Below are 26,490 nucleotides of genomic sequence, written 5' to 3' on the forward strand. Positions count from 1 at the left end.
CCAAGGAAAGGACCGACACGCCATGCCCTCGCGCCTCTTACTCACACTGCTGTCCTGTGCGTTGCTCCTGGGCGGCTGCGGACTGCTGCACAACTACGACCGGGAACTCCAGGCCACCAACGAGCAGTTGATCTCGGGCAACGTCGATGGCGCGCTGCAGTTGCTCGAGCAACACAACCCCTGGGACGACAAGGACCTGCTCTATTCCCTGGAAAAAGGCGAACTGCTGCGGCTCAAGGGCGATCTACCCCGCAGCCAGGACGCCTGGCGCACGGCGGACCAACAGGTGTCCCAGTACGAAGAAGGGACGCAGGTCGTCGCCACCCTGAAAAACCTGGGGCTCGACCAGATCCTCGGCATCGGACTCATCGGCGACAAGTTTCATCGCTACGAGGGCTATGACTACGAGAAGGTCATGCTGACCACGCAAATGGCCCTCAACCAGCTGGCCCGGAACGACTTCGACGGCGCCCGCGTCGATATCAAGAAAAGCCACGAACGCGAAGCCCTGATCGCCACAGCGCGTGACAAGCAATACCTGGCGGTCGAAGACCAGGCCAAGGCCAAAGGCATCAAGCTGCGCTACAAGGACCTGCAGGGTTACCCGGTGACCACCCTCGACTCGCCGCAGGTCATTGCCCTGAAAAACGGCTACCAGAGTGCGTTCAGCCATTACCTCGCCGGCTTCGTCTATGAAGCCCTGGGCGAACGCGACCTCGCCGCGCCGGGTTACCGCCAGGCCATCGAATTGCGGCCCAATACACCGCTGCTGGAAAAAGCCCTGGCCAACCTGGGCAAACCCGCCGACACCTCTCCTGACAGCGACGTGCTGATCGTCGTCCAGACCGGCCTGGCCCCGGCGCTCGTTTCGCTGCGCGTGCCCATCCAGGTGCAAACCGAGGACGGCCAGGCGATCACCGTGAACCAGCCTTTTCCGGTGCTGGTAGCCGACAAGTCGACAGCGCCCCTCAAGCAGATCAGCGTGGATGGCAAACCACAGTCGCTGACCCTGCTCAACAGCACGACCCACATGTCATTGCGCACCTTGCACGACGACATGCCCGCGATCATCAACTTCGCCCTTGCGAGCGTGCGTTTCAATGCCGAACTGCAAGCCAAGGAGAACAAACGCAAGCCGGACAAGGCTTCGTCGGTTTACCAGGGCTTCACCGGTGACTCCGACACCCGCACCTGGCGCACCCTGCCGGACAACACCCAGGTCGTGCGCCTGCGCCTCAAGCCCGGCGCGCACAAATTGCTGCTGCCAGGTGTCAAAGGCGCGGTACCGGTCAGCCTGAATATCGAACATCCCTTCCAGGTGGTGAGCCTGCGGGTCATCGGCAACCAGGTCTTCCTCCTGCCCGGATGACGCTAAAAAGCCATTACATAGCCAATAGCCATGGTTATACTGCCCTGCCTTCGTTATTGCGATATGGCATTAAAAGCTCCTCGTTTAATGAGGAATTGGCAGGGTAGCCGCTTTCCCTCTCAATGGGTCCATCTCAGCCCGACCAGCATGCTCGGCTGATTTTTTCATCAGGGAAGATCCCATGGCATCCCGTGCCCTCCTCTCGTTCGCCCTCGGCGCCGCGACCTTGCTGTCCGGCTGTTCGATGATGCGCAGCTACGACACCGAACTGGCGCAAACCAACCAGCAACTGGCCTCGGGCAATGTTGACGGGGCGTTGGCCCTGCTGGAAAAGAACAACGGCGATGCCGACAAGGACCTGCTGTATTTCTTCGAAAAAGGCGAGTTGCTGCAAGCCAAGGGTGACCTGGCCGGTAGCCAGAAAGCCTGGGGCAGCGCCGACCAGATGGTGGGTCAGTGGGAAGACGCGGTCAAACTGGACAGCGCCAGGTACCTCGCCCAGTTCGGCAGCTTCCTGATCAACGACAAGGTCCGCCGCTACGAAGGCTATGACTACGAAAAGGTCATGCTGACCACGCAGATGGCGCTGAACCAGCTGGCCCTGAACGACTTCGACGGCGCACGTATCGCGATCAAGAAAACCCATGAGCGCGAAGCGGTGATCGCCGATCTGCGCGACAAGCAATACCTCAAGAGCGAAACCGAAGCCGACCAGCAAGGCATCAAGACCCAGTACAAGGACCTTCAGGGCTATCCGGTGGCCAGCCTCGACGCGCCGGAAGTGGTCGGCCTGAAGAACAGCTACCAGAGCGCGTTCAGCCATTACCTGGCCGGGTTCGTCTACGAAGCCATCGGCGAGAAAGATCTCGCCGCCCCCGGTTATCGCCAGGCCATCGAACTGCGCCCGAACACGCCGCTGCTGGAGCAGGCACTGGTCAATCTCGACAAGCCTGCCGGCAAGGATGACGACAGCGACATCCTGATCGTGGTGCAGAGCGGCCTGGCGCCGTCCCGTGCCTCCATCAGCATTCCGCTGCCGTTGCCGATCGACAAGCATCTGGTCATTACCCCGCTGTCGTTCCCGGTCATCCAGGCCGACACCTCGACGGCCACCTTCGCCCAGATCGGCGTCGACGGCCTGCCGCAGAACCTGACCCTGCTCAACAGCACCACCGCCATGTCCCGTCGTGCCCTGCGTGACGACATGCCGGGGATCATCCTGCGCACCAGCGTGCGGGCCATCAGCCGCGGCGCCGCGCAGGCCAAGCTGAACAAGACCAATCCGCTGGCCGGCCTGGCCGTGGGCATCACTTCCGCGGTCCTAGAAGGCGCCGACACCCGCACCTGGCGGACCCTGCCGGACACCACCCAAGTGCTACGCCTGCGCCTGAAAAAGGGTGAGCATCAGGTGACCCTGCCCAACGCCCTCGGCGGTTCCCGCGTGGCCTTCACCGTCGACCGACGCTATCAGGTGATCAGCCTGCGCGCCGTCGGCAACCAGGTGTTCACCAGCGGTGTCGCCACCGTGCGGATGGCGGATGCCGGGCCAACGGCCGTGGCCAGCCTCAAACAACCTTGAAGAAAGGAGTCTCGTGCATGCGTTTCAAACTGACTGTTGCCGTTGCCCTGGCCCTGCTGGCCGGGTGCGTCACCCCGCCGCCACCACCACCGGCCCCCGGTAGCGCGGCGAGCAAGATCGTCGCCATGGGCGAAATGGAGAACATCGAGGTCGGTGCCATCCGCGTCGCCCGGGAAAACGGCTTCCTGACCGTCAAGGTGCAGCTGAGCAACACCCGCACCAAGAACAAGATGATGTATTACCGCTTTGCCTGGTTGGGCAACGACGGTTTCCCGGTGAGTGACGACGAAGTCTGGAAGACCCTGAACCTGTATGGCGCCCAGAGCACCTTCCTGCCGGCCATCGCCCCGACGCCCAAGGCCACCGATTTCCGTCTTGAAGTCAAAACCCCCTGAGTCGACGCCGCCCTCTCGCGTCCTTTTGAAGAGAATCAGTCCATGTTTGCACGCCTGTCCCTCCTCGCCGTCGTCGCCCTGCTGGCCAGCGGCTGCGCCAACAACACCTCGCCCGTACTGGGCGGCGGAAACATCAGCTACGGCGATACCAAGGCCGTGGAACTGGTGACCAACGAGTTCGGCTCCACCGACCTGCAGATGATCGCCGAGTCCATGACCCGCTCCCTGGCCCAGTCCGGTGTCCTGCAAGGGCGTCCGGTGGTGCAGGTCTACGATGTGAAGAACAAGACCAGCGAGTACATCGATACCCGCGAGATCACCACTTCGATCAAGACCCAGTTGATGAAGAGCGGCACCGCCCGTTTCGCCAGCGACAACACCGAGATGCAGAGCCAGGTCGACCAGTTGAAGTTGCAGAACCAGAGCGGCCTGTACAAGAAGAGCACCGTCAGCAAGACCGGCAACATGATTGCCGCCAAGTATCGCCTGGAAGGTTCGATCAGCTCGATCGTCAAGCGCAGCAGCGACTACAAGGACGTGTTCTACAAGTTCAGCCTGCAACTGATCGACGTCGAAAGCGGCCTGGCCGAATGGATGGACGAAAAAGAGATCCGCAAAACCACGGAGCGTTGAACAATGCGTGCATGGATTGGCATGATCGGCCTGGTCTGCGCCTTTGGCGTCCAGGCCGCGCCCAAGGTGGCGGTGGCGGACCTGGCGTACCAGGCGCAAGTGGAGCAGTACATCCACACTATTTCGGCGCGGGACAATCACCAGGAAAGTTATTACGGCGCCAACGGCTCGTCGAGCTATGACGAGTACGAAAGCCGCAACAGCTATATCGAGCAGGGCGAGCTGCGCCGCTTCACCGGCGATATCAAGGGCGAGATCCTGCGCAGCGGGATGTTCCAGCTGATCCAGGGCACGCCTTATACCGCCAGTTCCAAGGGCGATGTCTACGACGTCATCAAGCGGATCAAGGGCGGCAACTTCAAGGGTGCCGACTACGTGCTGTTCGGTACGGTGTCGGACATCGACTTCACCCAGGACATCAACGAGCTGGCCAATACCAACAGCTACTCGGCAGTGCTGGGGCTGACCCTGGTGGGCGATTTCAGCCTGATCAATACCCGCACCTACGAGATCACCTCGGCGTTCACCGCCATGGGCGAAGGCCAGGACACCAAGCTGGTCAACAGCCGGGATGTCCACGTGTCGCTGAACCGTCCACGGGTGATCCGCGATGTGTCCAAGGCGCTGGGCGAGGATGTGGCACGGCAGTTGAGCCTGCAGTTGGGTGGGCCGGATATGGGCCCGGGGGCAGCGCCGCCGCTGCGTAATAACCTGCCGCCGGATGAGGCGCCACGGGTTCTGCACTGATCCGCAACCGAGTCGCCCCCTTCGCGGCGGTGCGGCATCTCGACAAGCTCCGCTCCCACAGAGGACAGGGTGTCCCCGGATTCCGGGGTCGACACAAAACCTGTGGGAGCAGAGCTTGCTCGCGAAGGCGTCCGCTCAGGCAACGATGAGCTTCAGGTGGTCGCCTTGTGCAAGGTCGCCAGAAAACCCGCCGCCCCCACGAACAAGCCAGCAAAGGTACGGTTCATCCGGCGCTGCTGCTTGGGCGTGCGCAACAGGCGCAGGACCTTGGCCGCCAGGCCCGTGTAGCCAGCCATGACGATCATGTCGACGCCGATCATGGTCACGCCGAGGATCAGGTACTGATGCACCAGCGGTGCATGGGGATCGATAAACTGCGGCAGCACCGCCAGCATGAACACCAGGGCCTTGGGGTTGCTGACGTTCACCAGGAAACCACGGAACATCAAGGTCAACGGCTTGCCCACCGGACGAATCGTCGACTCTTCAGCCATATTGCTGGGCAACGCGCGCCACTGCTTGACCGCCAGGTACACCAGGTAGACCACGCCGAACCATTTGATGGCGTAGAAAGCCGAGGAAGAGGCTGCCAGGATCGCCCCGACGCCCGCGGCAATCACCGCGATCTGCGCCGCCAGGCCCAGTTGCAGGCCTAGGGCATTCCAGTAGCCACGCAGGAAACCGTATTGCAGGCCGCTGGACATCGAGGCGATGGCACCGGCACCCGGGGATAGGCTGATTACCCAGCACGCGGCAAAAAAGGCCAGCCATGTCTCAAGCAGCATCACGCACCTCGGATCTCAAGAGTTGTTACAAACCCCTAAGCTAATCCGTGGGCGTGAAATTGACTATCGTTTTTTGTCGCTCAGGACAACGCTTCCAGCTCCGCCTGCATGCTTTCCAGCAGCTCCAGGGCTTCCATCCAGGCTTCTTCCAGCTGGGACTCGCGCACTTTCAACTTGGCCTGTTCGGCCAGCAGATCACGCAGCTCATCCTTGCGCGCCGCCTCGTAGACCGCGCTGTCACCCAGGCTCGCTTCGATCTTCGCCAGCTTCTCGTGCAGCTTGCCCAACTCGGCTTCGAGCTTGTCGGCTTCACGCTTGTGCGGCGCCAGTTGCTGACGCAACGCGGCGGCCTGCTGGCGCTGGGCTTTCTTGTCGGTCTTGTCGGCATTGACTGGCGTATTGCTCACCGGCGCATTGCGCTGGCGATACTCCACCAGCCAGCGGGCGTAGTCTTCCAGGTCGCCGTCGAACTCTTCGACCTTGCCGTCCGCCACCAGGTAGAAATTATCCGTGGTGCTCTTGAGCAGGTGACGGTCGTGGGAGACCACCAGCACCGCACCGCTGAACTCCTGCAAGGCCATGGTCAGCGCCAGGCGCATTTCCAGGTCGAGGTGGTTGGTCGGTTCGTCGAGCAGCAACAGGTTCGGCCGCTCCCAGGCGATCAAGGCCAACGCCAGGCGGGCCTTTTCGCCACCGGAGAAGTTCAGCACCGGCTCGTCGATGCGCGCGCCACGGAAGTCGAAACCGCCGAGGAAGTCGCGCAGGGTCTGCTCGCGCTCGGTCGGCGCCAGGCGTTGCAGATGCAGCAACGGGCTGGCCTTGGAGTCCAGCGAGTCGAGCTGGTGCTGGGCAAAGTAGCCGACCACGGTGTTTTCACCACGGGTCATGCGCCCCGCCAGCGGCGACAGCTCGCCGGCGAGGTTCTTGATCAGCGTCGACTTGCCCGCGCCGTTGGGGCCGAGCAGGCCGATCCGGGCACCCGGGGTCAGTTGCAGTTTGACCTTCTCCAGGACGGTCTTGTCGCCATAACCCAGGCGTGCGTCGGACAGGTCGAGCAGCGGGCTGGAAATCTTATGCGATTCGCGGAAGACAAAGTCGAACGGCGAATCGACGTGGGCCGCGGACAACTCTTCCATCCGCTCCAGGGCCTTGATCCGGCTCTGGGCCTGGCGGGCCTTGGTGGCCTGGGCCTTGAAGCGGGCGATGTAGCTTTCCATGTGCGCGCGCTGCGCCTGCTGCTTCTCGTAGGCCTGTTGCTGCTGGGCCAGACGCTCGGCACGGGCACGCTCGAACGCGGTGTAGCCACCCCGGTAGAGGGTGATCTTGCGCTGGTCGACATGGGCCACGTGATCGACCACTTCATCGAGGAAGTCACGGTCGTGGGAGATCAGCAGCAAGGTACCGGGGTAACTCTTGAGCCAGTCTTCCAGCCAGATGATCGCGTCGAGGTCCAGGTGGTTGGTCGGCTCGTCGAGCAGCAACAGGTCCGACGGGCACATCAGCGCCTGCGCCAGGTTCAGGCGCATCCGCCAGCCACCGGAGAATGCCGAGACCTGATGGTCCATCTGGTCGTTGGTGAAGCCCAGGCCGGCCAGCAGCTTGCGCGCGCGGGCATCGGCGGTGTAACCGTCGGCGCTGTCGAGCTCCGAGTGCAGACGGGCCTGGGCGGCGCCGTCATGGACCGCCTCGGCCGCCGCCAGGTCGTGTTGCACCTGGCGCAGGCGCACGTCACCATCGAGCACGTAGTCGACCGCCAGGCGTTCGAGGGTGTCGACCTCCTGGCGCATGTGGGCGATACGCCAATCGGCCGGCAGGAAGCAATCACCCGAGTCCGGGTGCAGCTCGCCCCGCAGCAGGGCGAACAGGCTGGATTTGCCGGCGCCGTTGGCACCGATCAGGCCGGCTTTATGGCCGGCGTGCAGGGTCAGCTCGGCGTCTTCTAGCAGACGTTGCGGGCCACGCTGTAAAGTCAGGTTCTGAAGTCGAATCATAATGGCGGCGGAGTCTACCAGCTTCCCTCGCAACTGGCGCGGATCTCACCATGCATGCTGACCTGTGGACGTTTTCCCTGAACACTTACGCCAAGCCCGGCGTGGAACAAACCTGCCTGGTGCTCCAGGCCCAGGGGGCGAATGTCTGCCTGCTGCTCTGCGCGGCCTGGCTGGGCCGACGCGGAGTGCGCTGCGAGGCCGAACGCGCGGGGCAATTGCAGGCTCTCGCCGAGCCCTGGCACGACCAGGTGGTGCAGCCACTGCGGCAGTTGCGCACGCAATGGCGCACGGCGGCCTTGGAGGACGTCGAGTTGAAAGTGCTGAGGGATCAGGTCAAGGCGTTGGAACTGGCCGCCGAGCAGCAGCTGTTGCAGCGACTGGAAGCGTTGGCTCGGGATTGGCCCGAGGTCGGCGCGGAAGATCTGGACACGTGGCTGGAGGCGGTGACCGCCCAGGCCACAGGCCTGAATAGCGACGCGCTGCAGCAGCTGCGCGTCGCGGTGAACCAGGCTTAGGAAGCGCTGGTCGGGGTTACGGCAGCAGGCGCGGCTGGCGCTGGAGCAGCCGGTGCGGCTGCGGCGACGCTGGCGGGCGCGACCGATGCAGGTGCCGCCGGCTTGGCTGCTACGGCTGGCTTGGCGGCGGTGACAGCAGGCTTTGCGGCCGGTTTGGCAGCGGCAGGCTTGGCAGCCACGGCTTTTGCAGCGGGCTTGACAGCAGCTGGTTTAGCGGCAACAGCTTTTGCAGCTGGCTTGGCAGCGGCAGGTTTAGCGGCAACAGCTTTTGCAGCTGGCTTGGCAGCGGCCGGTTTAGCGGCAGCAGCTTTTGCAGCAGGCTTGGCGGCAGCCGGTTTGGCAGCTACAGCTTTTGCAGCTGGCTTGGCAGCGGCTGGTTTGGCAGCAGCCACTTTTGCAGCAGGCTTGGCGGCGGCAGGTTTAGCGGCAGCAGCTTTTGCAGCTGGCTTGGCGGCGGCCGGTTTGGCAGCTACAGCTTTTGCAGCGGGCTTGGCAGCGGCTGGTTTAGCGGCAGCCACTTTTGCAGCGGGCTTGGCAGCAACTGGCTTAGCGGCAGCAGCTTTTGCAGCAGGCTTGGCAGCAGCCACTTTTGCAGCAGGCTTGGCGACAACCGGTTTGGCGGCAGCGGGTTTGGCGGCAGCGGGTTTAGCCGCGGCAGGTTTGGCAGCACGAGTCGACAGTGCCTTGGTGACAGCCTCTTTCACACGGCCAACACCCTGGGCCAGTTTCAGGCTTTCCTGGGCATCGCGCTTGAGTTGCAGGATGTAGCCACGGGTGTCCGACTGGCTGGCTTTCAGCTTGTCCAGCAACTCTTCGAGCTCGCCGACCGCGCTCTTGGCTTTGGCTTGTGCCTTGGCTTTTCCGGCAGTGGCCGAGTCCTGCAATTTGGTCCGCGCCTTGTGCAGTTTTTCCTGGGCTTTACCGCGTTGCTTTTCCAGTTTGGCGAGCAGTTTTTCAGCATCAGCCAAAGCCTGGGTGCAAGCAGTTTCCAGATGTTCGAGCAGGCTGCCCGACAACTGTTGGAGCAGATGCAACGGAGTATTTACGGGCTTCTTGGTGGCCGACATGGTGTACCTCCTGACTGATGTGAATGCGGCTCATACTAGCCCTCTGGGACTACCGCCGCTAGGGCATGTTGACAGTATCGAAGGGCCCGCGTTGCATGCCTTGAAAAATGCTTCTTCAACAACTCATCCAGAGCACTGGCATAATCCTCCGAACCTGAGGTCGGAGAGTGCTTATGCCGCGTTATTTTCTGCTGTCACTGTGTGTGTTCTGGTCGCTTGCGCACGCCGCGCCAGAGGTCGCGAACGATGACGCCCACGACCTGGCCTACAGCCTCGGCGCCAGCCTCGGCGAGCGTCTGCGCCAGGATGCTCCGGACCTGCAGATCAAGGCCCTGCTCGACGGTTTGAAGCAGGCCTACCAGGGCAAGCCGCTGGCCTTGAAGGACGAACGCATCCAGCAGATTCTCGCCGCGCATGATGCCCAGGTCGCTCAGGACGCGGCCAAACCCCAGAGCGAAATCGCGCTGGAAGCCGAGCGAAAATTCCTCACTGAAGAAAAGGCCAAGCCCGGCGTCCACGAATTGGCCGACGGCATCCTGATGACGGAACTGACGCCTGGCAGCGGAGAAAAAGTCGCGGCCAACGGCAAGGTCCAGGTGCGCTATGTCGGACGCCTGCCCAACGGCACGGTGTTCGATCAGAACCGACAGCCGCAATGGTTCCGCCTGGACAGTGTGATCAATGGCTGGCGCAGCGCCCTGCCCCAGATGCCTGTCGGTGCGAAATGGCGTCTGGTACTGCCCTCGGCACAAGCGTATGGCGCCGACGGTGCTGGCGATCTGATCGCGCCGTACACACCGCTGGTGTTCGAAATCGAGCTGCTCGGCGTGGCCAGCTGACGCTGGCACCAGAACGAAAAACGGTGCGCCTGAGCGCACCGTTTTCATGTGTAGCCATCGGGATCAGGCCTGGGCTTCAGCCTTTTCCTTGTGCGCGGTATGCAACACTTCGATCAGGCAATCCTCCAGCTCGAAGCGCTCGTGCAGCAAGCCGCCCAGTTCCTGGAATTTATGCGCCACACACTCGCCTTCATCGCACAGATCGTTGAAGGCCAGCAGCTTCTCGGTAATCACATCGATACGCGGGTAGATCGTCTCCGCCAGCTCCAGGCCACGCTTGTCGCCAAAGGCCTTGGCCTCGCCGGTCAACTGCTCGTAGATCTCGAAGTGGCCGGCCGAAACATAGTCAACCAGCAGACCGCAGAACTCCTGCAAGGGCTTGGGGTTCTGCGCCAGTGCACCCGGCTCGGCACCGAGGGCATCGTAGGCCCCCACGAGCTCGTGACGCTCCTTGAGCCAGCGATCGATCAGCAGATGCACTCCACCCCAGCGTTCCTGAGCATTCCGACAACTTTCGAGCATGGTGATCTCTTCCCTTCTGGGTCATGCCGACCGACGCCTCGGACACATCGAGGCTCCTGACTTGGCCAAACAGAACAAGCTGATTGCGATAACGCGATGCGGGCCAGATTATGCCCGCTCGACACCTGCTTCAAGGTACGCAGGAGAGAAAGTTCATACAAGTGTTTAATCCGAGGCACGACTGCCGGTTACTTTTACGCCCCGCCCGACACCGAATCCGGCCCCACCAGCTGATAGATCATCAGCAGGCTCATACCCACGAAAGCCAGCAGGCTCCACTCGGGAATGCTCAGGTCAAAGAGGGTCCACTGGATCTCCGCGCATTCGGCCGTGGCCCGGAACATCAACTTGAACGCCTGGAGGGTGGGTACCTGCTGGATCAGGCAATGCAGGTCAGGCTGGCAGATCATCAGCTGCTCGGCCGGCACCCGCTGCAACAGGACCTGCCGCGCCGCCGTGGCGGCACCGGCGAGGGCCAGCAGCAGGTCGAGGCCACCATAGACCCAGCGGCCGATACGGCCCGGGCCGTGCAGCACCGCCACCAGGCTGACCAGGCAGAACCCGGCGAGGAAAAAGCGCTGGACGATGCACAGCGAGCAAGGCTCCAGCCCGGTCACACGCTCCAGGTACAGCGACGCCCCCATGACCAGGGCACCTGTCAACAAGGCCAGGGAGAACAGAGAACGTGAGCGGGCCAAGAACATGGCTTATCCGTAACAGGAGAGACAGGCAGTTACGGTAGAGGAAAGCCCTTGGCCCTTTCAAGGCGAGCCAGAGCAGACAATTCCTTAAGCCTGTAAGGAATTACCGACGGACATCCTATGAAACCATTAATCCAGAAGTAGGAATCAGACTTCGTCACGGCAAGGGAAGCATCCTGACACGCAAAGACGGGATGCCTGAAGCCGCATCCCGTCTTCCAGGCCACCTCACACCGGTAGTGGCGAGGCCAGCAGACGCTTGTCCAACAGACCCAGGCCCTCCTGGAACAACTGGTTGCTGCGCTCGGTATCACCGAGTTGGGCCAGCAGTCGCGCCAGCTCCGCGCAGGCTTCAGGGTGGCGCTGCACCCGCAGGCTGCTTTCCAGGTAGTCGCGGGCCTTGCCCCACAGACTGTTTTGCAGGCTCAGGCGTCCCAGCGTCAGCAACAGGCTGGCATCCTCGGGATGGTCTTTCAACCAGCCTTCGGCAGTCTGCAACTGTCGGGCCGGGTCACGTCCGCGCAACAAGCCGTACAGACGTGCCAGATGGCTGTCGTACTGGCGCTTGAGCGCCTCGCGCAGGGCTTCTTCAGCCTGGGCGTCGGCGCCGAGCTGGCGTAGTTGCTCGGCATAAGCCAGCACCAATGGCGGCTCCTGGCGCTGGGCCGAGCTCAATTGCTGCCAGGCCCGCTCCAGCGCCTGCAGGCCCGCTTCGCCGTCCTCGCGCTGGGCCGCCAGGCTCAGATTCTCACCCCAGGCACGGCGTTCCAACTCGGCCAGTTCAGCCTTGGCCAGCACCTTGTCCTTGCGCAACTCCGGCAACAGACGGATCAACGCCGACCAGTCGCCACGTTGCTGATACAGGCGCTGCAACTGACGCAGGACCTGGATGCTATGGGGATGACGCTCGTGCATGGCCTGCAGGGTATTCAAAGCCCCCTCGCTGTCGCCACGGTCCACTTGCAACTGCGCGTGACTGAGGGCAATCGCCAACTCGGCCTGGGGCTGGCGGTCGAGGGCGCGCTCCAGCAGGCTGTCGCACTCCTCGTGCTTGCCTTGTTCGTTGGCCGCCCGGGCCGCGCCGAGGTAGTACAGCAGCGGCTGGCGTTCGGCCTCGGCGGCCCGTTGCAAATGGCGCTGGGCACTGGCCCAGCGGCCCTCGGCCAGGTCCATCTGGCCTTGCTCGATGGCCACCTGGGTGCGCCGGCTGCGATTGCGCCGGGACCAGGGATTGGCCACGGAGCCCGAGGTGGTCACCAACCCCACCAGGAATTTCACCAGCCACAGCACCAGCCATGCCAGCAGCAGCACGGCCAGGAAGGCCCACAGGCTCGATTCGTAACGGAAGCTGTCATAGGCGATCAGGACGTAACCCGCGTGCCGCGAGATCGCATAGCCGAGGCCCGCCGCAATGGCGACGACCAGTACCAGGATCAGGAGGAAGCGCTTCATGGGCTGGTCCCCTCGACCGGGGTCACGCTCGGACTGACCGGGGTCTCGATCTCGACATGTCGCCGCTCGAGATAGGCCTGCACCGCCGCCAGGGTTCCGGCCAGATCAGGCGTGACCACCGTCACCGGCTGTTTGCTCAGCTCGGCCAGGCGCTCGAGCATGACCTTGCTCTGCGGATTGTCCGGATTGAAGCTACCGGTCAGCACGTCGCGGGCCTCGGTCAAGGCCTGGGTGTAGACCCCGGCCTGACCGTTCAAGGCGGCCCACTGGGCCTGTTCCAGGGCCAGGCCAAGGGCCAGACGGACCTGCGCCAGGCTCTGCCCGGCGAGCAACGGCCGGATGTTCTTGTTGGCATTGAAGTCGATGCGGATATAACGCGAGATCTCATCCCACCACAGGGCCCAGCGGCTGGCGCCATCGCCGTCGGCGGTCAGGCCGAGCAGGGAGTCGCCGCGATCCTTGTACTCCGGCGCCAGCTCGTTGAGCTGGGGCAACTGGTCGCGCAAGGCGCCCAGTTGCAGGAACAGGCCGGTGCGGTCCGGTTGCCCGGTGCTGCGCAGCGCGGCCAGGCTCTTGGCCACCTGCTCGCGGGCGGCAAAGGAGCCCGGATCGTTCTGTTCACGCAGGATATCGTCGGCGCCCTGCACCAGGGCCAGGGCACTGGTGATGTCCTGCAACGCCGACAAGCGCAGGCTGGCCAGGCGCAGCAGATGCTCGGCCTCGGCCAGGCGCCAGTCCTTGCGGCTGGCACCCAGCACGCTTTCCAGCTTCTGGTTCAGACGCTGCTGATCGCCCTGCAACTGCGTCACCAGGCGACGACGCTCCTCCAGTTCACCGGCACCCGGCAACTGATCCAGGCGCGCGGCCAGTTGCTGTTCGGTCAGCTTGAGGGACTGCGCCTGGCTGCCCAGGTCTTGCAGTTGTCCGCTCTGCTGCTGATGGTTGGCTTGCAGGTTGCGCACCTGCCAGACACCCCAGCCACCCGCCGCCGCGCCGGCGGCGCCGAGCAACAGGGCGAGGAGCGCCAGGCCATTGCCACGACGCGCCACGGGCGCCACCGGCGATTGAACCGGGGTATCGACCACCGGCTGGGCTTCTTCTTTCGGCAAGGCTGTTTCGCTCACGTGTCCATCCTTTGCATTCTAGAGAGCGGGTACGGGATGCTCCCGCAACGCCGCTAGCAAAGCCGTGGCACTGGCACCACGACAATCCACCACATGTTGGGCCCCTGCGGCGCGGGCCATTTCGGCCACCCGCGGGCTTGGAACAAACAACGGCAGGCGCGCCAGTTCCGGCCAGGCCGTCGCCGCCAACTGGAGCAGGTGTTCAAAACCCTGCCCACTGCTGACCACCAGGGCGTTCAGGCGTTCCGCCGCGACACGCTGGGCCAGGATGCCCTCGGCATACTCGGGCAGCAGCCGACGGTACAACTCAAGGTAGTCGACACTAGCACCCTGGCCGCGCAAACGCTCGGCCAGCAGCTCGCGTCCGCCCTCTCCGCGCAGGATCAATACCCGCGGCTCGGGGCACGCCAGCGCCTGCTGCAACGTCGGCAACGCCAACAAGGCCTCACTGTCGTCGCCCTCGGCGGGATAATCAACCTCGAGGCCGTAATCGGCGAGGATCCCCGCAGTCGCGGCACCCACCGTGAACCATGGCAGGAACGGCGGCTGCGGCCAGTACTGGTCCACCAGCTCAACCGCCAGGCGCGCCGCCGGCTTGCTGACCACGATCACCGCACTGTAGTGGGCCAGGTCGTAGATCATCGTCCGCCCGGCACCGTCGAGGGGCACGGGTTCGATCTCCAGCAGCGGCAGGCTGCTGCTGAACATCCCGGCCGCGGCCAGGGCGCTCGCCAGCTCCGCCGACTCTGACGCCGGCCGGGTCAACAACAGGCGCCAACCACTCACTCTTCGCCAGCCTCGCCATAGACGGCCTGGAGAATCGCGTCCGCGCCCTGGGCCAGCAGCGCTTGTGCGACCTGCACGCCGAGGGCCTGGGCATCAGCTTGCGGCGCCCGGGCATCGGCACTGAGCAGCAGGCCGCCCTTGGGATCGCCGACCAGCCCACGCAGCCAGATCTGCTCGCCTTCGAGCACGGCGTAACAGGCAATCGGCACCTGGCAACCGCCGTTCAGATGTTTATTCAAGGCGCGCTCGGCGGTGACCCGCACGGCGGTGTCGGCATGGTGCAGGGGTGCCAGCAGGGCATGGATTTCCGTGTCGGCGCTGCGGCATTCGATACCCACCGCGCCCTGGCCACCGGCCGGCAAACTGTCTTCGACACTGATGGCCGAGGTGATGCGATCTTCAAAACCGAGGCGGATCAGGCCGGCGGCGGCGAGGATGATCGCGTCGTACTCGCCGGCGTCCAGCTTGGCCAGGCGGGTGTTGACGTTGCCACGCAGGAAGCGGATCTGCAGGTCAGGCCGACGGGTCAGCAATTGTGCCTGGCGGCGCAGGCTCGAAGTGCCGACCACGCTGCCGGCCGGCAGATCCTCAAGACTGGCGAAGGTATTGGAAACGAAGGCATCGCGCGGGTCTTCGCGCTCGCAGATGCAGAACAGGCCGAGGCCTTCGGGGAAATCCATCGGCACGTCTTTCATCGAATGCACGGCGATATCGGCCTCGTGCTCGAGCAGCGCGGTTTCCAGCTCCTTGACGAACAAGCCCTTGCCGCCGATTTTCGACAGCGGTGAGTCCAGCAGCTTGTCGCCGCGACTGACCATGGGGACCAGGACCACCGACAAACCGGGATGAGCCTGCTCCAGGCGGGCCTTGACGTATTCGGCCTGCCACAGGGCCAGCGCACTTTTACGGGTAGCGATGCGGATTTCGCGAGAAGACATGGATCGATCCGTACTGAATAGATACGGCAGATAATAACAGCTCGGCCCGGCCCGCTTTGACTTGTATCAGCCAATAAGCGGCCTCCCTGGCCTGGAAATACCGGGTAGACGGTACCTTGCGCCACGCGCAAGGCACGGATTAAAGCTGTTGCATCATCTTGCGCACGCCGGCGACATGGCGTCGGCTGACGATCAGCGCGTCACCGCCCAGGCCCTTGAGGAACAGCTGGAAGTGGCCCAACGGCGTACGTTGCAGGCGCTCGATGCGTTCGCGGGCCACCAGCGCGTTGCGATGGATACGCACGAAGCGGTCGCCGAACTCGTCTTCCAGGGCCTTCAACGGCTCGTCCAGCAGCACTTCGCCACCCTCGTGGCGCAGGGTCACGTACTTGTGGTCGGCAATGAAGTAGATCACCTGGTCCAGGGGAATCAGCTCGATGCCCTTGCGGGTGCGGGCGCTGATATGACTGCGCGGACCGGCACCGGATTCAGCGGCGGGTCGTGTCAGGGCTGCCAGTTGCACGCGGTTGGGACGCTCGGCCTTCTTCAGCGCTTCGAGCAGGTGCTCGGCGCGCACCGGCTTGACCAGGTAACCCACGGCGCTGACCTGGAACGCTTCCAGGGCAAACTCGTCATGGGCGGTGCAGAACACCACGGCGGGCGGTGCTTCGCGCTCGCACAACCGCGCAGCCACTTGCAGGCCATCGAGGCCGGGCATGCGGATATCGAGCAGGACCACATCGGGCCTCAAGCTCTCGATCAGGGACAATGCCTCTTCGCCATTGGTGGCGCTGGGCTCCAGGACACTGTAACCCTCGAGTTCGCCGACCAAACGGCTCAGGCGCTCGCGGGCCAGGGGTTCGTCATCAACGATCAGGACATTCATATTGCACTGGATTCCTGCGTGAGTCTCGCACAAGGATAGCGTAGACAGGTGAAGTGACGACCGTCACGGCGATCCACGCTAAGACTAGCGCGAGGCCCGAAAAGTGCCGTAAGTCGGGCACCGATATTTGCCAGTGCCAATTGAGTACCGCCCGACACCTGCCGCGGTGCGGCATCGTCGTAGGGATTGCTGATACACAATATGAACTCTCCCTCTTTGTAGTCGGCTTCGACCCTGACCACGCCGCCTTCGATGCGCGGTGCGATGCCGTAGATCAGAGCGTTTTCCAACAGTGGTTGCAAGGTTAATTGCGGGATCGGCAAATCCTCTGGAATTGTGCCCACCCTCCAGTCCAACTGTAGACGGTTGCCAAGACGATATTGCTCAATCGACAAATATCGTTGCGCTAATTCCAGCTCGTCACGCCAGGTCACCAGGTTGCCGGGCCTGGCCAGGCTGGCGCGGAACAGGTCGGACAGATCCAGCACGGCCTGCTCGGCCTGTCGCGGATCGCTCACCACCAGGCTGGCGATGCTGTTCAGGCTGTTGAACAGGAAGTGCGGGCGGATCCTCGACTGCAAGGCTTCGATGCGCGCCTGCAACTCCGCCTGCTGCTGGCGACGCCACTGACTCTGCAGATAAAAGTAGCGCAACATCAGGGCCGACATGATGAGGCTGATCAAACCATGGCGCAGATAGTGCCCAAGCGTACCTTCACCCGAGGGCGGGCCGGCCAGGGAAAAGTACTCGGTCAGGCCGGTACAGGCCAGGCTCAACCCGACCACCAGGGCACAGCACAGCACCCCGGCCAGCCCCGGGCGCAAGCGCGCCAACCAGGCCCGCGCACTGCACAACAACGCTGCCGACAACAGCACGATCCACTGCACATACAAGGAAGTCAGCGCCAGGCGCACCCAGTCGAAACCGACGGGCATCGGCTCGGCCAGCACCAGCACCATGACCAGCAGCTCGGCCAACACCACCAGCACCAGCAGCGCCTCGGGCAGGCAGAGTTCCGGAAGGAAGAATTCCTGGGTCGCGGGCGCGTCACGCCCTTCGGTCGATCGTGAAATAGGCATAGGCCCAGTCTCTGCGCCCGCGCCCGTGCCGACAAGCCGTTCGACAGATTCGGTCGAAATTTAATCCACCACGACCGCAAATCCACCCTGTGCACGCCGGCCGGCTGACGGGCCTCGGCGCAACCCTGTTATGATCGGTGACAACTTTTCCGGCAACCCACTTTCAGCAGATCACGAGCGAATCCATGAGCACCGACAAGACCAACCAGTCCTGGGGCGGCCGCTTCAGTGAACCCGTCGACGCCTTCGTCGCACGCTTCACCGCCTCCGTCACGTTCGACCAGCGCCTCTATCGCCACGACATCATGGGCTCCATCGCCCACGCCACGATGCTGGCCAAGGTCGGCGTGCTGACCGATGCCGAACGCGACAGCATCGCCGACGGCCTGAAAACCATCCAGGGTGAAATCGAGGCCGGCCAGTTCGACTGGCGCGTGGACCTGGAAGACGTGCACATGAATATCGAAGCGCGCCTGACCGACCGTATCGGTATCACCGGCAAGAAGCTGCACACCGGTCGCAGCCGCAACGACCAGGTGGCCACCGATATCCGCCTGTGGCTGCGGGACGAGATCGACCTGATCCTGGCTGAAATCACCCGCCTGCAAAAAGGCCTGCTGGAACAGGCCGAGCGCGAAGCCGGCAGCATCATGCCCGGCTTCACACACTTGCAGACCGCCCAGCCGGTGACCTTCGGGCACCATATGCTGGCCTGGTTCGAAATGCTCAGCCGCGACTACGAACGCCTGGTCGACTGCCGCAAGCGCACCAACCGCATGCCCCTGGGCAGCGCGGCGCTGGCCGGCACCACCTACCCGATCGACCGTGAATACACCGCCCAACTGCTGGGCTTCGACGCGGTCGGCGGCAACTCCCTGGACAACGTCTCGGATCGTGACTTCGCCATCGAGTTCTGCTCGGCGGCCAGCATCGCGATGATGCACCTGTCGCGCTTCTCCGAAGAGCTGGTGCTGTGGACCAGCGCGCAGTTCCAGTTCATCGACCTGCCGGACCGCTTCTGCACCGGCAGCTCGATCATGCCCCAGAAGAAGAACCCCGACGTGCCAGAGCTGGTGCGCGGCAAGACCGGCCGGGTGTTCGGCGCGCTGATGGGCCTGCTGACCTTGATGAAGGGCCAGCCGCTGGCCTACAACAAGGACAACCAGGAAGACAAGGAACCGCTGTTCGACGCCGCCGACACCCTGCGTGATTCGTTGCGGGCGTTTGCCGACATGATCCCGGCGATCAAACCCAAGCACGCGGTGATGCGCGAAGCGGCGCTGCGGGGTTTCTCCACCGCGACCGACCTGGCGGATTATCTGGTGCGTCGTGGCCTGCCGTTCCGTGATTGCCACGAGATCGTCGGCCATGCGGTGAAGTACGGCGTGGAAACCGGCAAGGACCTGGCGGAAATGAGCCTGGAAGAACTGCGTACGTTCAGCGACCAGATCGATGACGACGTGTTTGCGGTATTGACCCTGGAAGGCTCGGTCAATGCCCGCAACCATATCGGCGGGACTGCACCGGCGCAGGTGAAGTTGGCCGTTGCCCGCGGTCAGGCGCTGCTCGCCAGCCGCTGATCCCTGTGTAGGAGCCGGCTTGCCGACGATGAGGCCGGCAAGCCTTGTATTGATCTTGCGGGCGCCATCGCCAGCAAGCCGGCTCCCACAGAACCGTGTTTCACCGCGAGATACCGTCGAGCCCCGCTCCTTGTAGGAGCCCGGCTTGCCGGCGATGGCGTCCTGATGAGCGCTACAAAGCTATTTCTTGGCCGCAACCATCGCCAGGAACGCCGGCATCCCGGCTTCCTTGTCCGCGGCTATCCGCCGCACATTCGGCCACTGCTGCAAGCGTTCCAGCAACGCTTTGGCCTCAGGCATCTCGGCCAACAAATCAATCCCGAACAGCTTCTGGCCGACCGCGCAGGCCAGGTCGACGCTGTAGAGAAAGTAGATATCCGCCACGCTGAACTCGCTGCCCGCCACATAAGGGCCGAACGAGCCATGACGCTTGAGCGAGGCAAAACCCAGCAGCAATTCGGCCCGGGTCTTCTCCTTGATCGCCTCCGGCACCGGCATCCCGAAGAAGGCCTCGGCGAACGACGCCCGCGCCGGCAACTCGATGTACAACTCGATTTCCTTGGCCAGCGCCAACACCCGGGCCCGCTGGAAAGGATCGGCCGGCAGCAGCTTCACCCCCGGCTGGGTGTCATCGATATAGGGCAGGATCACCGCGGTTTCGTTGATAAAACCCTGCTCTACGCCCAGCACCGGGACCTTGCCACGGGGGCTTATCGCCAGAGCCTCCGGGGTCTGCCCGGCATAAAACGGCACTTCCTCGAAAGGCAGGCCCTTTTCCAGCAGCGCCAACTTGACCATGTTGTAATAGTTGCTGACCGCGAATCCATAAAGTTTGAGCATCACAAAGCCTCCAGGCCGTGCAGGGGGTTGGCCCCGGCAGTTATAGAACCTCGAAGGCTCTCTCGCCAGCAGCATCACGCCCCTGAATGCAGTTAAACTGGCCGCCTTTCCTTGAGGAGTCCGCCATGAGCGAGCCAACCGATATCGACAACGACGACGAAGCGTTCGCCGAAAGCACCCTGGTCCAGGCCATCGAAAACCAGATCGAGACCGATAACCCGCCGGCGGCCAAGGCGATCTTCAACAAGCTGACCCTGGTGGGTTACGAGCGCGAAGAGATCCTCAACCTGATGGCCCACGTGCTGGCCGTGGAGATCGATGCGATGTTGGATGAAGATCGCCCGTTCAATACAGAATGGTACGAGACCGCCTTGCGTGCCCTGCCGGAACTGCCTCCCGAGATTCAGTAACCCCACTGGATTTGCAGCGCCCCCTGTCTACACTGATATCGCCCCCTCACCACTCGGTCCCGGGGCGCTGTCCCCACCGTTCGACCGCATCCACATCGAAGACTGGACAGAGCGCTCAACTGCGATCACCTTAGGGGCGCTGTCGTCCAATAATTCCTAGAAAGTCTGGAGTCCTTATGTCGTATACCCCTGAGTTGGTTGCCGAACTGGAAATCCTTGCACTGTTCAATCTGGGCAATTCCCAGGAAGGCCTGAAAATTCATCAGACCGCCGCGCCAAAAGCCATCGCCGCCGCCCAACGCCTGTTCGAGAAAGAGCTGATCACCCAAGCCGACGGCGGTTACCTGACCAGCCTGGGCCGTGACGCAGCCGAGCATGCCCAAGGCCTGCTGACCATCCTGGCGATCAAAGAAGCCGCCTGACCCTTCGCCGCGCCCACGGGATCTCCTTCTGCCGGATCTCGCGGGCGCCGACGACAAAAACACTGAAAAACCGGCAGCACGAAGAAATTCTGTTTAAGCGTCCTGGCACTTCGGCGCTAAACTGCCACCCTTGCGAACCCCTTCCTTTCGAGCCCCGCGAGCCGGTTTGAGTTAGACATGACGCGTACCCACGAAATTCGCCCGAACCTGGACGAGGGAATCGATCGCAAAGTCCTCAGCCAACTGCGTGCGCGCTTCCTGAAGCTCAACCAGGGGCGCATGAGTCGTGCCCTCGAAGGTCTGTCACCACGCCAACAGGTGGTGCTCAACCTGCTGCCGCTGTTTTTCCACGTCAATCACCCGTTGCTGCCCGGTTATGTCTCCGGTAGCACACCGGCCGGACTGTCGGACTATGAGCCCGGCGAGCTGGCCCTGGCCGAAGCCCAGCGCCTGACCCGCTCGTTTTCCTACAAGACCCGCCACGGCAATCCACCGCGGCCGATCCACGGCCTGTTCCTGATGGGCAGCCTCGGCACCCTGGCCCAGGCCGAGCAGAGCGACATGGACATGTGGGTCTGCCACGCCAGCGATCTGAGCCAGGGCGAGTTGGCCGAACTGCGCAAGAAGTGCCAGCTGCTGGAGGAGTGGGCCGCCAGCCAGGGCGCCGAAGCGCATTTCTTCCTGATCGACCCGAGCCGCTTCGTGCGCGGCGAGCGCGATACGCAACTGAGTTCGGAAGACTGCGGCACCACCCAGCATTACCTGTTGCTGGACGAGTTCTACCGCACCGCCATCTGGCTCGCCGGGCGCACGCCGCTGTGGTGGCTGGTGCCGGTGTATGAGGAACAGCACTACGACCAGTACACCCACACCTTGTTGTCCAAGCGCTTTATCCGCGCCAACGAAACCCTCGACCTCGGCCATCTGGCGCGGATTCCGCCGGGGGAATTTATCGGCGCCGGGCTCTGGCAACTGTTCAAAGGCATCGAGTCGCCCTACAAATCGGTGCTCAAGCTGCTGCTGATCGAGGTCTACGCCAGCGAACATCCCCACGTCGAGTGCCTGAGCCTGCGCTTCAAGCAGGCGGTGTTCGCCAATCACCTGGACCTCGACGAGCTGGACCCCTATGTCGTGGTCTACCGACGTATCGAGGAGTACCTCAAGGCCCGCAATGAACCGGAACGCCTGGAACTGGTGCGGCGCAGCCTGTACCTGAAGGTCAACCGCAAGCTTACCGGCCAGAGCACGCGCAACCAGAGCTGGCAGCGCCTGCTGCTGATGCGACTGGCCGCCGAGTGGGGCTGGGACCGCCGGCAACTGGCGCTGCTCGACAGCCGCAGCCAGTGGAAGGTCCGCCAGGTCAGCGCCGAACGCCGGGCCCTGGTCAACGAACTCAACTACAGCTACCGCTTCCTGACCCAGTTCGCCCGCACCGAGCAGGCAGTCAGCCTGATCAACAAGCGCGACCTGAATGTCCTCGGCCGCCGTCTGTACGCCGCGTTCGAGCGCAAGGCCGGCAAGATCGAGTTCATCAACCCCGGCATCGCCCCGGACCTGGCCGAAGACACCCTTACCCTGGTCCAGTCGCCCAACCGCAAGGAACCGGGGCAAACCCACTGGGCCCTGTACAACGGCAGCCTGAATGCCCTCGAATGGGAAAACTTCGCCCCGATCAAGCGCAGCCGCGAACTGCTGGAACTGCTGGCCTGGAGTCATCGCAATGGTGTGATCGACCCCACCACACGCCTGTCGCTGCACCCCGGCAGCAGCGACCTGACCGAGTTCGAACTGTTCAACCTGCTCGGCAGCCTGCAACAGACCATCGCCCTGCCCCTGGGCAGCGTCAGCGAGGACCAGTTGCTGCGCCCGAGTATTGCGGCCGAAGTGCTGATCCTAGTGAATATCGGGGTCGACCCGCTCAAGCACCACCGCGACCTGAATATCCTGATGACCACCGAGCGCACCGACTCCCTGAGTTACGCCGGCGTCAGGGAAAACCTGGTGCTGACCCTCGACCAGGTCACGCTCAACAGCTGGAACGAAGTGCTGATCAACCGTTACGACGGCCCTCACGCGCTGCTCGACTGCCTGTGCAACTACCTCAACCACCTGCCGGTCGGGCGCCAGCTGCCGCGCTTGCGGGTGCGCTGCTTCTGCCACAACCGCGCGCAGTTCATCGCCCAACGGGTCGAGGAAGTGCTCAACACCGCCCAGGAACTGTTGCTCGGCAACCTCAATCATCGTTATCTGGTCCAGGTCCAGCAGCACTATCACGTCCTGGAGCTGGTGCAGGGCCGTGTCAAACATATCGCCCTGGACAGCCTGGCGGAGTTGCTCAGCTACCTGAACCAGGAACTGTCCGCCTACAGCCCGCTGTACGTGGACATCCGGGCGATGGAGGAGCACGACCTGGCGCAGGTGCTGCCCATCGGCCAGCCCGAATGCGTGCAGGTGTTCTACCGGATCAACGACACCTACGCCGAGCTGTACGTGCTGGATGAGTTCAATGCCCTCTGGCAACAGCGCCTGCCGTTCCATGACGAGCAAAGCCTGCTGGTGCCGCTGCAACGCTTCCTGCAGTCGATTCTCTACCGCCGCGAGGCGCTGATGCCCATGGAGACGACAGCGTCTTCGGCGGCGCTGGAAATCCTCTACTACCAGGTGCTGCCCTCGGGACCCGGGCGAGCACGCCGGATTGAACCCCGGCCGGCGCCGCAAACCCCGGTCAACAAGCCGTTCTATGACGTCCAGGCGATTGTCGGCAAAACCGGGACGGATACGGTCCAGGTCACCCTGTACTGCAATCAGCGGGAGTTTTCCGAACTGGAATACGGCGACCAGTTGTTTATCACGGTCGCCCGGGAAATCGTCGGGCAGCGCCGGGAAATCGAACGCTACCGCTGCTACATCACCGACCTGGACCTGAGTGCGCTGATCGGTGACGGACAGGGTTCGAGCAATCTCTACCTGCGCTACAAGGCCGAACTGGAAAGCGCGCTGAACCTGGCACTGGACCAGGTCTGAGGGCGCCAGGGTGGGCTCAGAGGTGGAAGTCGCCGGCGGCTTCCGGCTGATATTCCACTTCCAGCAGGTTCAGCTTCAGGGTCTTGCCGCCCGGAGCGGGCCAATCGATGTGCTGGCCGACCTGCAAACCGAGCAAGGCGCTGCCCACCGGCGCGAGAATGGAAATCCGCCCTTCATCGGCATTGGCGTCCTGCGGGTACACCAGGGTCAGGCGATAATCCTTGCCGCTGACCTCTTCACGGCAGTGCACCCGGGAATTCATGGTCACGACACCGGCCGGCACTTCTTCGTGGCCTACCACGCTGTCGGCACGGTCCAGTTCGGCTTGCAACGCGATGACACCGGGCAGCGTTTCGTCCAGGCTGTCGATCAGGCGCTCCAGACGTTGCACGTCAAGGCGGGTGAGGATGATGGAAGGTGCGGTGCTCATGATCCAGGCAGACTCCTTTTTTCTGCACGATAAAAGCAAAACCCCGCCACGAAAGGCGGGGTTTTCACAGGCCTCGTCGACACAAGGCGTACCCGGACACTACCACAGCGGCGTAAATACACAACCCGAGGCGGAAGGGGTTTGCCCCCGACAATCCGTCAGGCCTGCGCCTGGCGCTGCCGGGCCTGCTCGCAGATCTCCCGCCGGCGCGCATCATCCGCCGCGCGCCACTCGCGGATATCCTCGACGTGCCGAAAACAGCCGATACAAATTTTCTGCTCGTCCAGCCGACAAAGGCTCACACAAGGCGACGGCACGGCCGGGCTGACGTTGCTGTACAACGGCTTGGCGGGGCGTGCCGGAGCGGTTTGCTGCGTCACGATCAGATCTCTTCGAAGTCCAGGTCGACACCGGCCTGTTCCAGGGTAAAGCGCGCCAGGATCTCGTTGAGCTTCTCTTCGCTCTTCACACAGAACCAATAGCTGCCGTCTTCATCCTCGCTGCTGCTTTCCTTGTACTCGAAGTGATAACCACCGGTGGGCTTGGCCGTCGCCAGCCAGAGCTGACGCAGCGGCTCCTGGCGACTGAAGATCAGCTGGCTGCCGCCTTCGAACTTCGCGGTGAGCACACCGGCGGAGTTTTCCAGGTCCACATCCAGGCCACTCTCATCGAACACTTCTTCCAGGTTTTCCAGGGTGGAATCGACCAGATCGTGAAAACGGGCTTCAGTCAAACTCATTGCGCGAACCTCGAAAAATGCGTGTCCCTTCAAGCGCCGCAAGATACGAGCGCTCCCGGACGATTGCAAAGCATAACCACGTGAAGCCAAGAGTGACATCAATAATCCACAAACGGTGCCCGGGTGCCGCCGGACGGGCAGCGGCCCGCATAGGCAAGCCGCCGGGTGGCCGGTATACTCCGGCGCAATTAATGCTTTTTCAAAGGATTTCGCCATGAAGCGCCTGATCTCTTCCCTTGCTGCGCTCCTCGCGATCGCTTGCCTCGTCTCCGCCTGTGGTCAAAAAGGTCCGCTGTATCTGCCCGATGGCAGCCAGAACCCGGACGACCAGGCCAAGTCCTCGCAGGCCAAAGCGCACCAGCACGACACCTACTAAGGGATCACCATGGAAGCTTTTAACTACCGTGGCGGTGAGCTGTTCGCGGAAGGTGTAGCTTTGTCCGCCATTGCCGAGCGCTTTGGCACGCCGACCTACGTCTATTCCCGCGCCCACATCGAGGCGCAGTACAACGCCTATGCCAATGCCCTCGAAGGCATGCCGCACCTGGTCTGCTTCGCGGTCAAGGCCAACTCCAACCTGGGCGTGCTGAACGTCCTGGCGCGCCTCGGTGCCGGTTTCGACATCGTTTCCCGTGGTGAACTGGAGCGGGTCCTGGCCGCCGGCGGCAGCGCCGACAAGATCGTCTTCTCCGGCGTCGGCAAGACCCGTGAAGACATGCGCCGCGCCCTGGAAGTCGGTGTGCACTGCTTCAACATCGAGTCCACCGACGAGCTGGAACGCCTGCAAGTAGTGGCCGCCGAGCTGGGCGTGCGTGCGCCGATCTCGTTGCGGGTCAACCCGGATGTCGACGCCGGCACCCACCCGTACATCTCCACCGGCCTTAAAGAGAACAAATTCGGTATCGCCATTGCCGATGCCGAGGATGTCTACATCCGCGCCGCACAGCTGCCGAACCTGGAAGTGCTGGGCGTCGATTGCCATATCGGCTCACAACTGACCACCCTCGAGCCCTTCCTCGATGCCCTCGACCGCCTGCTGGCGCTGATCGACCGCCTCGGCGAATGCGGCATCTACCTGCAGCACATCGACCTCGGTGGCGGCGTCGGCGTGCGTTATCGCGACGAAGAGCCACCGCTGGTCGGCGACTACATCAAGGCCGTGCGCGAGCGTATCGCCGGTCGCGACCTGGGGCTGATGTTCGAGCCGGGCCGCTATATCGTCGCCAATGCCGGCGTGTTGCTGACCCAGGTCGAGTACCTCAAGCACACCGAACACAAGGATTTCGCCATCGTCGACGCGGCGATGAACGACCTGATCCGTCCGGCCCTGTACCAGGCCTGGATGGGCGTCAGCGCCGTACGTCCGCGCGAAGCCGCCGGGCGGGTCTACGATATCGTCGGGCCGATCTGCGAGACCGGCGACTTCCTGGCCAAGGAACGTCAGCTGGCCCTCGAGGAAGGTGACCTGCTGGCCGTGCACTCGGCCGGCGCCTACGGTTTCGTCATGAGCTCCAACTACAACACTCGCGGCCGCGCCGCCGAAGTGCTGGTGGATGGCGAGCAGATGTTCGAAGTGCGTCGTCGCGAGACGCTCGCCGAGTTGTATGCCGGCGAAAGCCTGCTGCCGGAGTAAGACC

28 protein-coding genes are annotated in these 26,490 nt (G+C 63.2%); 13 read left to right on the forward strand and 15 right to left on the reverse strand.

The window, feature by feature from the left end:
* Window positions 1-22: 22 nt before the first annotated feature.
* The 5 genes from M5B42_RS24210 to M5B42_RS24230 all read left to right on the forward strand — a co-directional run bounded on the left by M5B42_RS24210 (window position 23) and on the right by M5B42_RS24230 (window position 4,723).
* Entirely contained in the window at window positions 23-1,369 is a 1,347-nt protein-coding gene (locus M5B42_RS24210) for a hypothetical protein (protein WP_248747231.1), read from the forward strand.
* Window positions 1,370-1,550: 181 nt separating this feature from the next.
* Window positions 1,551-2,948 (forward strand): hypothetical protein, encoded by a 1,398-nt coding sequence (locus M5B42_RS24215; protein ID WP_103496068.1) that lies wholly within the window; start codon window positions 1,551-1,553, stop codon window positions 2,946-2,948.
* 17 nt (window positions 2,949-2,965) lie between these two features.
* The gene (locus M5B42_RS24220; RefSeq protein ID WP_248747232.1) at window positions 2,966-3,343 is read left to right on the forward strand and encodes a YcfL family protein; all 378 of its coding nucleotides are present in this window, start codon (window positions 2,966-2,968) and stop codon (window positions 3,341-3,343) included.
* A gap of 42 nt (window positions 3,344-3,385) precedes the next feature.
* A complete protein-coding gene (lpoB, locus tag M5B42_RS24225; RefSeq protein ID WP_100942115.1) occupies window positions 3,386-3,976 on the forward strand; it encodes a penicillin-binding protein activator LpoB in 591 nt (196 codons plus the stop codon).
* 3 nt (window positions 3,977-3,979) lie between these two features.
* Window positions 3,980-4,723 carry a penicillin-binding protein activator LpoB gene (locus tag M5B42_RS24230; RefSeq protein WP_248747233.1) on the forward strand — a complete coding sequence of 248 codons (744 nt, stop codon included), beginning with the start codon at window positions 3,980-3,982 and terminating at the stop codon, window positions 4,721-4,723.
* Between the two features lie 152 nt (window positions 4,724-4,875).
* Here M5B42_RS24230 and M5B42_RS24235 read toward each other — a convergent pair whose 3' ends face one another.
* Together M5B42_RS24235 and M5B42_RS24240 are read right to left on the reverse strand one after the other, a co-directional pair.
* Window positions 4,876-5,508 (reverse strand): LysE family transporter, encoded by a 633-nt coding sequence (locus M5B42_RS24235; protein ID WP_100942213.1) that lies wholly within the window; start codon window positions 5,506-5,508, stop codon window positions 4,876-4,878.
* A gap of 80 nt (window positions 5,509-5,588) precedes the next feature.
* On the reverse strand, window positions 5,589-7,499 hold the full coding sequence (locus tag M5B42_RS24240) for an ATP-binding cassette domain-containing protein (RefSeq protein ID WP_248747234.1): 1,911 nt from the start codon (window positions 7,497-7,499) through the stop codon (window positions 5,589-5,591).
* Between the two features lie 50 nt (window positions 7,500-7,549).
* On the opposite strand from M5B42_RS24240, the gene M5B42_RS24245 reads away from it, so the two are divergent.
* Entirely contained in the window at window positions 7,550-8,014 is a 465-nt protein-coding gene (locus tag M5B42_RS24245; protein WP_248747235.1) for a TIGR02444 family protein, read from the forward strand.
* Here the strand turns inward: M5B42_RS24245 and M5B42_RS24250 are convergent.
* Complete coding sequence (locus M5B42_RS24250) at window positions 8,011-9,081, reverse strand: AlgP family protein (RefSeq protein ID WP_248747236.1); 1,071 nt, start codon at window positions 9,079-9,081, stop codon at window positions 8,011-8,013. The two genes, M5B42_RS24245 and M5B42_RS24250, sit on opposite strands and share 4 nt — an antisense overlap.
* 173 nt (window positions 9,082-9,254) lie before the next feature.
* Between M5B42_RS24250 and M5B42_RS24255 the strand changes: the two genes are divergently transcribed.
* The gene (locus tag M5B42_RS24255) at window positions 9,255-9,920 is read left to right on the forward strand and encodes an FKBP-type peptidyl-prolyl cis-trans isomerase (protein ID WP_248747237.1); all 666 of its coding nucleotides are present in this window, start codon (window positions 9,255-9,257) and stop codon (window positions 9,918-9,920) included.
* Between the two features lie 63 nt (window positions 9,921-9,983).
* Here the strand turns inward: M5B42_RS24255 and rsd are convergent, their stop codons facing one another.
* From rsd to M5B42_RS24295, 8 genes are all read right to left on the reverse strand, one after another.
* Window positions 9,984-10,442: a sigma D regulator gene (gene rsd, locus M5B42_RS24260; RefSeq protein ID WP_103499007.1), complete on the reverse strand. Its 459-nt coding sequence runs from the start codon at window positions 10,440-10,442 to the stop codon at window positions 9,984-9,986.
* A gap of 194 nt (window positions 10,443-10,636) precedes the next feature.
* A complete protein-coding gene (locus M5B42_RS24265) occupies window positions 10,637-11,146 on the reverse strand; it encodes a disulfide bond formation protein B (protein WP_103499008.1) in 510 nt (169 codons plus the stop codon).
* A 225-nt stretch (window positions 11,147-11,371) separates the two neighbouring features.
* On the reverse strand, window positions 11,372-12,595 hold the full coding sequence (locus M5B42_RS24270; RefSeq protein WP_248747238.1) for a heme biosynthesis HemY N-terminal domain-containing protein: 1,224 nt from the start codon (window positions 12,593-12,595) through the stop codon (window positions 11,372-11,374).
* Window positions 12,592-13,719 carry a uroporphyrinogen-III C-methyltransferase gene (locus M5B42_RS24275; protein ID WP_248747239.1) on the reverse strand — a complete coding sequence of 376 codons (1,128 nt, stop codon included), beginning with the start codon at window positions 13,717-13,719 and terminating at the stop codon, window positions 12,592-12,594. The genes M5B42_RS24270 and M5B42_RS24275 overlap by 4 nt, the downstream gene beginning before the upstream one ends.
* Window positions 13,720-13,737: 18 nt before the next feature.
* A complete protein-coding gene (locus M5B42_RS24280) occupies window positions 13,738-14,505 on the reverse strand; it encodes a uroporphyrinogen-III synthase (RefSeq protein WP_248747240.1) in 768 nt (255 codons plus the stop codon).
* Window positions 14,502-15,443, reverse strand: a complete 942-nt coding sequence (gene hemC, locus M5B42_RS24285; RefSeq protein ID WP_103499010.1) for a hydroxymethylbilane synthase — start codon at window positions 15,441-15,443, stop codon at window positions 14,502-14,504. The genes M5B42_RS24280 and hemC overlap by 4 nt, the downstream gene beginning before the upstream one ends.
* Window positions 15,444-15,582: 139 nt before the next feature.
* Window positions 15,583-16,329: a LytTR family DNA-binding domain-containing protein gene (locus M5B42_RS24290; protein ID WP_100942125.1), complete on the reverse strand. Its 747-nt coding sequence runs from the start codon at window positions 16,327-16,329 to the stop codon at window positions 15,583-15,585.
* Window positions 16,326-17,408 carry a sensor histidine kinase gene (locus M5B42_RS24295; RefSeq protein ID WP_103499012.1) on the reverse strand — a complete coding sequence of 361 codons (1,083 nt, stop codon included), beginning with the start codon at window positions 17,406-17,408 and terminating at the stop codon, window positions 16,326-16,328. The genes M5B42_RS24290 and M5B42_RS24295 overlap by 4 nt, the downstream gene beginning before the upstream one ends.
* 185 nt (window positions 17,409-17,593) lie before the next feature.
* On the opposite strand from M5B42_RS24295, the gene argH reads away from it, so the two are divergent.
* Window positions 17,594-18,988 carry an argininosuccinate lyase gene (gene argH / locus M5B42_RS24300; RefSeq protein ID WP_103499013.1) on the forward strand — a complete coding sequence of 465 codons (1,395 nt, stop codon included), beginning with the start codon at window positions 17,594-17,596 and terminating at the stop codon, window positions 18,986-18,988.
* A gap of 180 nt (window positions 18,989-19,168) precedes the next feature.
* On the opposite strand, the gene M5B42_RS24305 is transcribed toward argH, so the two are convergent.
* Window positions 19,169-19,828, reverse strand: a complete 660-nt coding sequence (locus tag M5B42_RS24305; protein ID WP_248747241.1) for a glutathione S-transferase — start codon at window positions 19,826-19,828, stop codon at window positions 19,169-19,171.
* A 125-nt stretch (window positions 19,829-19,953) separates the two neighbouring features.
* Between M5B42_RS24305 and M5B42_RS24310 the strand changes: the two genes are divergently transcribed.
* From M5B42_RS24310 to M5B42_RS24320, 3 genes are all read left to right on the forward strand, one after another.
* Window positions 19,954-20,238, forward strand: a complete 285-nt coding sequence (locus tag M5B42_RS24310; RefSeq protein WP_152736702.1) for a hypothetical protein — start codon at window positions 19,954-19,956, stop codon at window positions 20,236-20,238.
* Between the two features lie 176 nt (window positions 20,239-20,414).
* Window positions 20,415-20,660, forward strand: coding sequence for a TIGR02647 family protein (locus tag M5B42_RS24315; RefSeq protein ID WP_100942130.1), 246 nt, complete (start codon window positions 20,415-20,417; stop codon window positions 20,658-20,660).
* 177 nt (window positions 20,661-20,837) lie between these two features.
* Complete coding sequence (locus M5B42_RS24320) at window positions 20,838-23,684, forward strand: class I adenylate cyclase (protein WP_248747242.1); 2,847 nt, start codon at window positions 20,838-20,840, stop codon at window positions 23,682-23,684.
* A gap of 16 nt (window positions 23,685-23,700) precedes the next feature.
* Here M5B42_RS24320 and rnk read toward each other — a convergent pair whose 3' ends face one another.
* The 3 genes from rnk to cyaY all read right to left on the reverse strand — a co-directional run bounded on the left by rnk (window position 23,701) and on the right by cyaY (window position 24,853).
* Window positions 23,701-24,114: a nucleoside diphosphate kinase regulator gene (gene rnk / locus M5B42_RS24325; protein ID WP_152736700.1), complete on the reverse strand. Its 414-nt coding sequence runs from the start codon at window positions 24,112-24,114 to the stop codon at window positions 23,701-23,703.
* Between the two features lie 158 nt (window positions 24,115-24,272).
* Entirely contained in the window at window positions 24,273-24,497 is a 225-nt protein-coding gene (locus tag M5B42_RS24330) for a DUF1289 domain-containing protein (protein WP_177101007.1), read from the reverse strand.
* Complete coding sequence (gene cyaY, locus M5B42_RS24335; protein ID WP_103499017.1) at window positions 24,497-24,853, reverse strand: iron donor protein CyaY; 357 nt, start codon at window positions 24,851-24,853, stop codon at window positions 24,497-24,499. Before cyaY ends, M5B42_RS24330 begins: the two co-directional genes overlap by 1 nt.
* A gap of 214 nt (window positions 24,854-25,067) precedes the next feature.
* Between cyaY and M5B42_RS24340 the strand changes: the two genes are divergently transcribed.
* Window positions 25,068-25,229, forward strand: coding sequence for a lipoprotein (locus M5B42_RS24340; RefSeq protein WP_103499018.1), 162 nt, complete (start codon window positions 25,068-25,070; stop codon window positions 25,227-25,229).
* A gap of 9 nt (window positions 25,230-25,238) precedes the next feature.
* Window positions 25,239-26,486, forward strand: a complete 1,248-nt coding sequence (gene lysA, locus M5B42_RS24345; protein ID WP_177100847.1) for a diaminopimelate decarboxylase — start codon at window positions 25,239-25,241, stop codon at window positions 26,484-26,486.
* Window positions 26,487-26,490: the final 4 nt, after the last annotated feature.

This window comes from Pseudomonas sp. MWU12-2037 (assembly GCF_023242345.1).
Taxonomy (GTDB): domain Bacteria; phylum Pseudomonadota; class Gammaproteobacteria; order Pseudomonadales; family Pseudomonadaceae; genus Aquipseudomonas; species Aquipseudomonas gingeri_D.

What these genes read in the sequence shown, in the direction of transcription:
- M5B42_RS24320 (WP_248747242.1), top strand. Translation starts at nt 20,838, where the DNA reads ATGACGCGTACCCACGAAATTCGCCCGAACCTGGACGAGGGAATCGAT.
- rsd (WP_103499007.1), bottom strand. Translation starts at nt 10,442, where the DNA reads ATGCTCGAAAGTTGTCGGAATGCTCAGGAACGCTGGGGTGGAGTGCAT.
- M5B42_RS24295 (WP_103499012.1), bottom strand. Translation starts at nt 17,408, where the DNA reads ATGCCTATTTCACGATCGACCGAAGGGCGTGACGCGCCCGCGACCCAG.
- M5B42_RS24270 (WP_248747238.1), bottom strand. Translation starts at nt 12,595, where the DNA reads ATGAAGCGCTTCCTCCTGATCCTGGTACTGGTCGTCGCCATTGCGGCG.
- M5B42_RS24305 (WP_248747241.1), bottom strand. Translation starts at nt 19,828, where the DNA reads ATGCTCAAACTTTATGGATTCGCGGTCAGCAACTATTACAACATGGTC.
- argH (WP_103499013.1), top strand. Translation starts at nt 17,594, where the DNA reads ATGAGCACCGACAAGACCAACCAGTCCTGGGGCGGCCGCTTCAGTGAA.
- M5B42_RS24265 (WP_103499008.1), bottom strand. Translation starts at nt 11,146, where the DNA reads ATGTTCTTGGCCCGCTCACGTTCTCTGTTCTCCCTGGCCTTGTTGACA.
- M5B42_RS24315 (WP_100942130.1), top strand. Translation starts at nt 20,415, where the DNA reads ATGTCGTATACCCCTGAGTTGGTTGCCGAACTGGAAATCCTTGCACTG.
- M5B42_RS24235 (WP_100942213.1), bottom strand. Translation starts at nt 5,508, where the DNA reads ATGCTGCTTGAGACATGGCTGGCCTTTTTTGCCGCGTGCTGGGTAATC.
- M5B42_RS24310 (WP_152736702.1), top strand. Translation starts at nt 19,954, where the DNA reads ATGAGCGAGCCAACCGATATCGACAACGACGACGAAGCGTTCGCCGAA.
- rnk (WP_152736700.1), bottom strand. Translation starts at nt 24,114, where the DNA reads ATGAGCACCGCACCTTCCATCATCCTCACCCGCCTTGACGTGCAACGT.
- M5B42_RS24250 (WP_248747236.1), bottom strand. Translation starts at nt 9,081, where the DNA reads ATGTCGGCCACCAAGAAGCCCGTAAATACTCCGTTGCATCTGCTCCAA.
- M5B42_RS24230 (WP_248747233.1), top strand. Translation starts at nt 3,980, where the DNA reads ATGCGTGCATGGATTGGCATGATCGGCCTGGTCTGCGCCTTTGGCGTC.
- hemC (WP_103499010.1), bottom strand. Translation starts at nt 15,443, where the DNA reads ATGTCTTCTCGCGAAATCCGCATCGCTACCCGTAAAAGTGCGCTGGCC.
- M5B42_RS24215 (WP_103496068.1), top strand. Translation starts at nt 1,551, where the DNA reads ATGGCATCCCGTGCCCTCCTCTCGTTCGCCCTCGGCGCCGCGACCTTG.
- M5B42_RS24245 (WP_248747235.1), top strand. Translation starts at nt 7,550, where the DNA reads ATGCATGCTGACCTGTGGACGTTTTCCCTGAACACTTACGCCAAGCCC.
- M5B42_RS24255 (WP_248747237.1), top strand. Translation starts at nt 9,255, where the DNA reads ATGCCGCGTTATTTTCTGCTGTCACTGTGTGTGTTCTGGTCGCTTGCG.
- M5B42_RS24210 (WP_248747231.1), top strand. Translation starts at nt 23, where the DNA reads ATGCCCTCGCGCCTCTTACTCACACTGCTGTCCTGTGCGTTGCTCCTG.
- M5B42_RS24220 (WP_248747232.1), top strand. Translation starts at nt 2,966, where the DNA reads ATGCGTTTCAAACTGACTGTTGCCGTTGCCCTGGCCCTGCTGGCCGGG.
- cyaY (WP_103499017.1), bottom strand. Translation starts at nt 24,853, where the DNA reads ATGAGTTTGACTGAAGCCCGTTTTCACGATCTGGTCGATTCCACCCTG.
- M5B42_RS24340 (WP_103499018.1), top strand. Translation starts at nt 25,068, where the DNA reads ATGAAGCGCCTGATCTCTTCCCTTGCTGCGCTCCTCGCGATCGCTTGC.
- M5B42_RS24240 (WP_248747234.1), bottom strand. Translation starts at nt 7,499, where the DNA reads ATGATTCGACTTCAGAACCTGACTTTACAGCGTGGCCCGCAACGTCTG.
- lpoB (WP_100942115.1), top strand. Translation starts at nt 3,386, where the DNA reads ATGTTTGCACGCCTGTCCCTCCTCGCCGTCGTCGCCCTGCTGGCCAGC.
- lysA (WP_177100847.1), top strand. Translation starts at nt 25,239, where the DNA reads ATGGAAGCTTTTAACTACCGTGGCGGTGAGCTGTTCGCGGAAGGTGTA.
- M5B42_RS24290 (WP_100942125.1), bottom strand. Translation starts at nt 16,329, where the DNA reads ATGAATGTCCTGATCGTTGATGACGAACCCCTGGCCCGCGAGCGCCTG.